This is a genomic window from Sphingomonas sp. 66-10 (assembly GCF_001897045.1).
GTDB lineage: Bacteria > Pseudomonadota > Alphaproteobacteria > Sphingomonadales > Sphingomonadaceae > Sphingomonas > Sphingomonas lycopersici.
Genome location: NZ_MKRR01000094.1, coordinates 11,173 through 18,132, shown reverse-complemented (window position 1 = coordinate 18,132; position 6,960 = coordinate 11,173). Strand labels below are relative to the sequence as shown.

Below are 6,960 nucleotides of genomic sequence, written 5' to 3'. Positions count from 1 at the left end.
TCGTAGGCGCGCGGCGCATGGCTGCCGCTATGGCCCCACTCTTGGGCGGTTGCCGCGCTCGGCATCATCGCCGTAACAGAAGTGGCGGCCACCGCGGCGGCAAACATCTTGCGTAACATTACTACTCTCCTTCGCGCGTCTGCTCACACGGAGAACAATGCTAGAAGTAATGCGAGGCCCATGAATTTCTCATGAACATTCCAGTAAGCCAAGGTTTAACTTGATATGATCATAACTGTTTATGTTGGAACTTTGTAATATATATGTTGAAGAGGACGATCGCAGTCTGGCGCCTAACTCCATCTCTATCCTTGACGTTGTGCTGCTGCTTGTTCGTTCCGCGAGGCTGAATCCCGTTGGCCGTCAAGGGTGGGTTGATCGGAGCGCGCGGTGTTCTCGTGCGTAGCCGGTTCGAGTGCCTGCGCCAGTGCCGTTCAGGCTGCCATCCGATCGCAAGCGTCGGCGCATTTGCGACACGCGGCGGCGCAGTCTTCCATTCCGTCCAACCCCTCGCAACTCGCGGCGCACGCCCGACAAATCTCAGCGCAATCGCGGCAGATATGCTGACGGTGAGCGGAGTTGCACGCCATGAAGTCGATCGCGGCAGCGCAAATCTGCGCGCAGTCGAACATGATCTTCACGTGCGCCGGCTGGGTGTGCTGACCGCCCGTCTCAAGGCAATGGTTCATCGCCATATGGAGGCAGGTCACGTTGCATTCGTGACAGGCGTCCATGCACGCCCTCATGTTGGGGTCGATCTGATGCATCGGTTTATCTCCGTTCGGACTCCATCGATCATAACTACGCGCTGTGCGCGCTCACCCCTTGCCGATATCGTTCCGCAGGGCAACGCTACATTGCCCAGCGCCCGAACAGCGTTGCAACGACGACGCCTGCACCAAGCATGACAAGGGTTAGCATCGCCATCGCGGCGATCTGCGGCGGAGTCGCGCGCGAGCCGGACGCCATGCCGCTCATCCCCTGCATCGCGTCATGCTCCATGCCGGGCATCTCCGTCACCGATCGCCGGTCCGCCGCGACCTCGTGGCCGCCATGCCCGAGCACCCGCACCGTGCCCATGCCGTGCTTCAAGCGCACGCCGACAAGCCAAAGGTTGATCGGATAGGCGACGGCGAAACCAACGAGTGTCGCCAGCGACATGACGCCCCAAAAGCGCAGCGAGCTGGCGTGCATCGCGGCCATGTCGCGGCTCATCAACACCACCATCGTCGGGATCATGCCGGCCATGACGGCATTCATCGAAAGCCATTCGGGGATGAACGACATGCGCAGCGCCCCCCTATAGGAACCGCCCGCCATGTCGCGCATGAACAGCGCCTGGAAAATCAGCAGCCCGAACGCGAAGCCGAATGCATATTCCGCGACCACGTCCTGCCACATCGGCAAGCCAAGCGCCGTGGTGATCGCGGCCGCGGCGATGACGCCAGTCGCGTCGCCCGCCATGCAATGGATGGCCGAGCCGAATGCCTGCTTCCATAGCGGCCGAACAAAATCCTCATGCCGCTCGTTCGCGGGTTCCTGGCAGGACAGGACATAGGCCGCGGCCATGATCGGACCGCCGTAGAGCGTGACCAGCAGCCACCCCCATTTCATCACTTTCAGCTCGGGGTTGCGAGTGAAGGCATCCCACGCGACGTAGGCGACGGAAAGTGCGGTCAGCACGAACCACGCGACCAGCACGGAATCGAGCCAGGGAACTTGGGAAGACATCGTCACGGCAGCTTTGCTCCTCTGCTAGAGGATACGCGGCTCCGAACGCAAACCCTTATTCGCCGGCGTCTCAGGCGAGCTTGCTGGACACGGCCTTGATGGCCTTCAACCCCGATCCGAACCGCGCGATGGCATCCCTATTCTTCTCCAGCTCGCCATAGGGCAAGTAGGATATGTCGAGGTCGGCGACGCGGCTGAATGCCGGTCGCTGCAATTGCGCGCGAACGTCCGCCTCGCGCGCGTCTGGCGCGACAAGGAACAGCCCGGCGGTCGCGTGAAGATCGCTGCCGCTCAGCGCCAAGTCGAGCATTCTGACGATGCCCGAATAGATCGAGGTCGAATGCTCCACCTCGAACGCGGCGGCCACGTGATCGCCGGCCTTCTCAAGCCACAGAACATCGATCAGGCGGATGGAGTCCGCGCCCTTCGACGTCGCGATCGTGTCGGGCAGGCGCTCAAGGCAACCGGCTCCAAGGGGCGATCCGTTGAAGGACCGGCTGCGATCGTTTGCGGCGATCCACACGTCATAGCCGATCGCCAGCCCTAGATCGCGAAGCCACGCCTGTATCTCGGTATGCGTGCGCTCGTTCTCACCTTCACGCTGCGCGGCCTTGCTGAGCGTGCGCGCTTCCTCGCGCGCTGCCTCAAGTTGCTGACTCCAGGTCGTCAGCGCTGCTCCAGTTCCATCGAGGGGAGGAGCAGGGTAGCGATCGGAGCCGATGTCGAACAGCAAGCCGCCGATCGCGCCAAGGTCGTTCGACAGGAGGTCGCGGTGGCGTTCGTTCAAATCGAGAATGCCGGTCCGCATTGCCAGAAAATGCTCCCAGCTCCCGAGCTTCACGTTTGCGCCGGTCAGCGCGTTATAGCCCCTGACGATAGCGGTGTTGAAGGGCGGCATCAGCGTTGGGTGAAGAAAATAGAGCAGGTTGGCGACAGCCGGCCCGAGCCCCTTGATCTTCAAGCGGTCGATCGCGTGAATATGGCCGATGATCTCCTCAGCCGTGTCGCAGCAGGAACAAGAGTCGAGCAGACGACCGAACGCGCGTTGGTTGTCGGCGCTTTCGTAGATGTCGGGGATGCGCAGTTTCGGTTTCCAGAGAAATGCATGGTCGGCGCCTCTAAAGATTTGGCGCTGTTCCGCGACGGAGTGGACGACGGTTTCAAGTGAAGATCCACGATAGGCGACGCCGAACGTACCCACCTCGATCTCGTCGACAACCTGGGCGATGCCGCGCCGGATCGAGCGGAAGTTCTTGAGCCGTTCGTCCCACAGAAACCAGTTCCGGTAGGTCGCGCCAGGGTCGTCGCGCCAGCGCATGACCAACCGGCGAACAAGGCCGTCGTGCGTCTCACTTTGAATGGGCTGGCAGCTGGTAGTCGTCATAGGTCCGGAATTCCCCCTGGAGACGTGCAGGTTAGAATGGCCTCTTGGAATCGTCGAGCGTTTGTATCTGATCAGGCGGAATTCGCTGCCGAGTTTACTGCGCGGTCATGCGTAGCGGCGTGCGGACAACCCTCACATTACGTCAAATACGATGGCTTGTGCATGCCTGTACGAGCCATTTTCGACAAGCCGCATCGCGCACCGATCCTGAAGGAGAATGATTGGCGGCCGAAGCTGCCGTAAGGCACAGCCTTGGACAAGCTGACTTCGGCTGTGTTGCGGCATTGTCGCGATCGGCGCCACGAGCCGTCGCGCCGCTCTCTCGCTTCGTCAGCCGCTGCAACGCTGCCGACGCCGAGGCAGGATCCGAGAAGATTTCCCCGTGAAACCTCGCATTGTCGCGGCGCGCCGTTGGCGAAAGCAACAACAATTTTCAGTTTTGAGGCGGCCAAACCGCCTGGAAGACTGCTATCGTGGTCAATGGTACGCCCAAGCCAGGCTTGGAGCCAGATTTGGCCGCTCCGCAGCCCTCCATCTGGGTTCACGCGGCGGGCAGGCCATCCTCACCTGGGAACCTATGGCCTGCGCGATTACTCTTTGATGGATCCAGGCCCCGCTCGCGTCTGCGCGAGAAAGCTCGCGATATACGCGTCAATACTATATGCAAACGCAGAACAGACAATGCGGTGTTAGCGGGCGCGGGCCGACAATTTTGTGTCGGCCCGGCCGCAAGCAAAGTATCATCAAAATCCCCACGCAAGCCGCGCCTGCCTCAAGGTGGTCTCGTCAGCGTAGCAGCCAATCGAACCCCGGAGTTTCCCGTTTACTTGTCAACCGGAGGCTTGCGGCTCGACGTATGTAGGACCATAATCCTCCAACTTCCAGAAACTTTCTTGAGCACGCTGGTGGCAACGCCGCGCCGCTGAACCTTCTCGCCATTCCTGGTTGTGATCGTGTAGTCGTAAGCCTCGTCCGCTAACGCAAGGCCATCCTCCATTCTGACCGACGCGCGGTAGTTGCTGAAACGGAACGAAGAGAATTGCTTAAGCTCTGGTCCGAGGTGATGCGCGAGATACTGCGGATAAGTCCCTTCGCTGCCTCCGCTTTCGAAAATCTCGGAGTCGGAAGAGAACAATTGCTCTGTGCCGGTAGCATCAAGGCGCTCGATCGCCTCCTTATATTGTTCGAGAACCGCCCGAACCGCTACGGTCTCCGGTGAACCTGATTGGGCGAAGGCAGGAGTGGTCAGTAATGTCGCGATAGCGAGGAAGCGCGGTAGACCGCTCCGCAATGCACGCCGACACCACGCTGATGTGTCTGGGCGTGTCTGGGCACGAAAGAACGTAGCGCGCATGATCTTACCTTCAAAAGAGCAGTTTCAATGATTGGTGCAGCTTGGCGGGGATCGTTCACCTGCGTCAAGACCTCGCGTGGCAAACTTGCGCGGCTGCAACCCAATCGCTCGAGAGAGCCGGCCCGCGGCGAAGCCAATCGCTAATCGCCCGCACCATCTTCATCGAGGCCTTCAATATTTTGACGACGTGGAAGGCTCGACATTCCCGCGAAGTGAGAGGCGAAAGATGAGTGTTTCCCTTCCGACGGCGATAGAACATCCGCGATCTTCGGCTGCGGAACTGGATTCCGCCTCTGAAGCCTCCAATCCAATAGCTTGACCAACCGAAAAAGGCTGCTGCTGCTGATGACACCGTTTTAATCATCCAGTCAGCCTGCAGTCGGGGTGTACGGGGACAATCCGTCGCTGACCTGGGACCGGCTATGCGCGCGCATTTGAACCTGAAGACGCCTGCCGTTTCGAAGATCGCGCTATAAGGCAGGACCGCGAAATGTTGAAGGCGATCTTTGGTGGCGGGTTCTAATGGCAAAGCGTTCGCAGGGCGGCTGCGTAATGCAGTTGACTCAGTTATTTCCGATTCGCCGCGTCAAACGGAATTGGTCAGCGCTGTCGCGAACACTAAGCAAGCAGCAGCGACTCGCTCGCTGGATCGAATTGCTCAATCGCCGTCCGACCGAGATGCTACGTTTGCTGCCGCCGACGTGGTGCCTCACGCTCGCGGAGCAAAAGACGCTATTGACGAGCGGAACTGCCATAGAAATAGCTTATCTTGATCCTATTCTTCGTTTGAATGGATTGCGGGATCCACATCTGACAGACGCAATGGCGTTTTTCGGGCTGAGTTCAAAAGACGCCGACCGAATTTTCGGAAAATCACGGTACAACGAAGAGCGCTCCGCGGGTGATACCGTCATACGAATCCAGAATGTCGCCAATAAACGTCGCGAACATAGATTGGTATGTTCATTTTTGTTGGCGTCGGGGCTGATTGCCGCAGCTTTGTCTTTCCTATTTTGAGTGCGCCGTACGAGATAGTGTTGCGGTTGCTGTGGCTGTCCACGGCGCGGGGAGGCCAGAGACAGGAGGCGTTTCTTCGGCGGTGGCATACGAAATCGCCGCTCCGCCTGCGCGTTGGTCTGCGCTCCGCGACAACACTTGCTGGTAATCGTGCCGATTCGCGCTAATGCGAGTTGATCGCAATCAATATTTTTTGTTAATGCGGCAAATGTACGAGGCGAGATGACCGAACTGACTATCGGCGCACACGGTGCGGCTGCCTATTTCGCGCCTTCCGGCGCGATCGGGACGTCCGGTTTCTTACTGCGGTCCCTGCGTCAGACACTAATCGCATTGCTCTTCCTCGTCGCGATACCTGAAGCTCTTCACGCGGCCCATACAGCCGACCACGATGAGGTGCAAACCGCATGGCGGCTGCTTGACTATGTGGCGGTCGACTACAGCGGCGCGGTCGAGCACGGCCGCATTAAGAATGCGTCCGAATATGCCGAGATGACCGAGTTCGCAGCCTCGGTTTCGGGTCGTCTCCGCAATCTGCCGGCTATGGCAGAGCGCAAGGCGCTCATCGAAGGGGCCGCCAACCTCCAAGCTATGATTGCCCGAAAGAGCGCGCCGGGAGGCGTTACAACGCTCGCTCACCGTCTTGCGGCCGATCTGCTTGTCGCCTATCCGGTGCCGCTTGCGCCCGACAAGATCCCGAACATCGCCGGGGGAGCAGCCTTGTTCAAACAAACCTGCTCGGCCTGCCACGGGATGACAGGCAACGGGCATGGCCCTGACGCGGCCAAGCTCTCAACCCCTCCAATCGCGTTTACTGATGCGGCACGCGCGCGCCAGCGCAGCGTGTTCGCGCTCTACCAAGCGGTCACACAGGGGATCGATGGAACCGCGATGCAGAGCTTCGCCGATCTGCCAACTGATGAGCGTTGGGCGGTCGCGTTCCGCGCCGGAAGCTTTGCGTTCAGCGACGCACAGGCGCGTAAAGGGGAACGGCTGTGGAGGGCGGACGCGGCGCTTCGCCAGCGCATTCCGGATCTTAAAACTTTAGCCACGATCACCCCAGCCGCCCTTGGAGCGGCTATTGGCGAGGCCAAGGCAGATGCGGTGCTCGCGTTTCTGCGCCGTCAGCCCGACCAGGTCATGCAACAGGCTCCTGGCTCGCTGGCGGTAGCGCGGACCAAGCTAGGCGAAAGCGTCGCCGCTGCCCGGCGTGGCGACTGGCGTACGGCGAAAAAGCTGGCACTGTCCGCCTATCTTGACGGGTTCGAGCCGATCGAACCGACACTCACCGCCCGCGACGCGACGGTCATGGGTCGTATCGAAAGCAAGATGGGCGAGTATCGCGCTGCGATTGATCGCGGCGCCGCGCCCGATGATCTCGCCGAAAAGGTAACGGTGCTCGACGGGCTTTTCGACGAAGCGGAAGCCGCGCTCGCGCCCGATACGGCAACAAGGGCCTCCACTTTCGTGGGTG

General features: G+C 60.2%; 6 protein-coding genes. 2 read left to right on the top strand and 4 right to left on the bottom strand.

The genetic code is table 11. The annotated features are described in order from the left end of the window. Positions 1–434 precede the first annotated feature (434 nt). The 4 genes from BGN95_RS07490 to BGN95_RS07475 form a co-directional block, all read right to left on the bottom strand. Positions 435–767, bottom strand: a complete 333-nt coding sequence (locus tag BGN95_RS07490) for a four-helix bundle copper-binding protein (RefSeq protein ID WP_286772153.1) — start codon at positions 765–767, stop codon at positions 435–437. An 85-nt stretch (positions 768–852) separates the two neighbouring features. After that, positions 853–1,701, bottom strand: coding sequence for a DUF4396 domain-containing protein (locus BGN95_RS07485; protein WP_286772152.1), 849 nt, complete (start codon positions 1,699–1,701; stop codon positions 853–855). 100 nt (positions 1,702–1,801) lie between these two features. Next, a complete protein-coding gene (locus tag BGN95_RS07480; protein ID WP_286772151.1) occupies positions 1,802–3,115 on the bottom strand; it encodes a type II restriction enzyme NmeDI-related protein in 1,314 nt (437 codons plus the stop codon). 823 nt (positions 3,116–3,938) lie between these two features. Further along, on the bottom strand, positions 3,939–4,469 hold the full coding sequence (locus BGN95_RS07475; RefSeq protein WP_286772150.1) for a YybH family protein: 531 nt from the start codon (positions 4,467–4,469) through the stop codon (positions 3,939–3,941). Between the two features lie 522 nt (positions 4,470–4,991). Here BGN95_RS07475 and BGN95_RS07470 point away from each other — a divergent pair. Both BGN95_RS07470 and BGN95_RS07465 read left to right on the top strand, forming a co-directional pair. After that, positions 4,992–5,486, top strand: a complete 495-nt coding sequence (locus tag BGN95_RS07470; protein WP_286772149.1) for a hypothetical protein — start codon at positions 4,992–4,994, stop codon at positions 5,484–5,486. 222 nt (positions 5,487–5,708) lie between these two features. Then, a partial coding sequence (locus BGN95_RS07465) for a c-type cytochrome (RefSeq protein WP_353744682.1) occupies positions 5,709–6,960 on the top strand: 1,252 nt, incomplete at its 3' end.

Bases quoted from the DNA above. Each gene is read 5' to 3' on its own strand.
- BGN95_RS07490 (WP_286772153.1), bottom strand. From the start codon at position 767: ATGCATCAGATCGACCCCAACATGAGGGCGTGCATGGACGCCTGTCAC.
- BGN95_RS07480 (WP_286772151.1), bottom strand. From the start codon at position 3,115: ATGACGACTACCAGCTGCCAGCCCATTCAAAGTGAGACGCACGACGGC.
- BGN95_RS07475 (WP_286772150.1), bottom strand. From the start codon at position 4,469: ATGCGCGCTACGTTCTTTCGTGCCCAGACACGCCCAGACACATCAGCG.
- BGN95_RS07470 (WP_286772149.1), top strand. From the start codon at position 4,992: ATGGCAAAGCGTTCGCAGGGCGGCTGCGTAATGCAGTTGACTCAGTTA.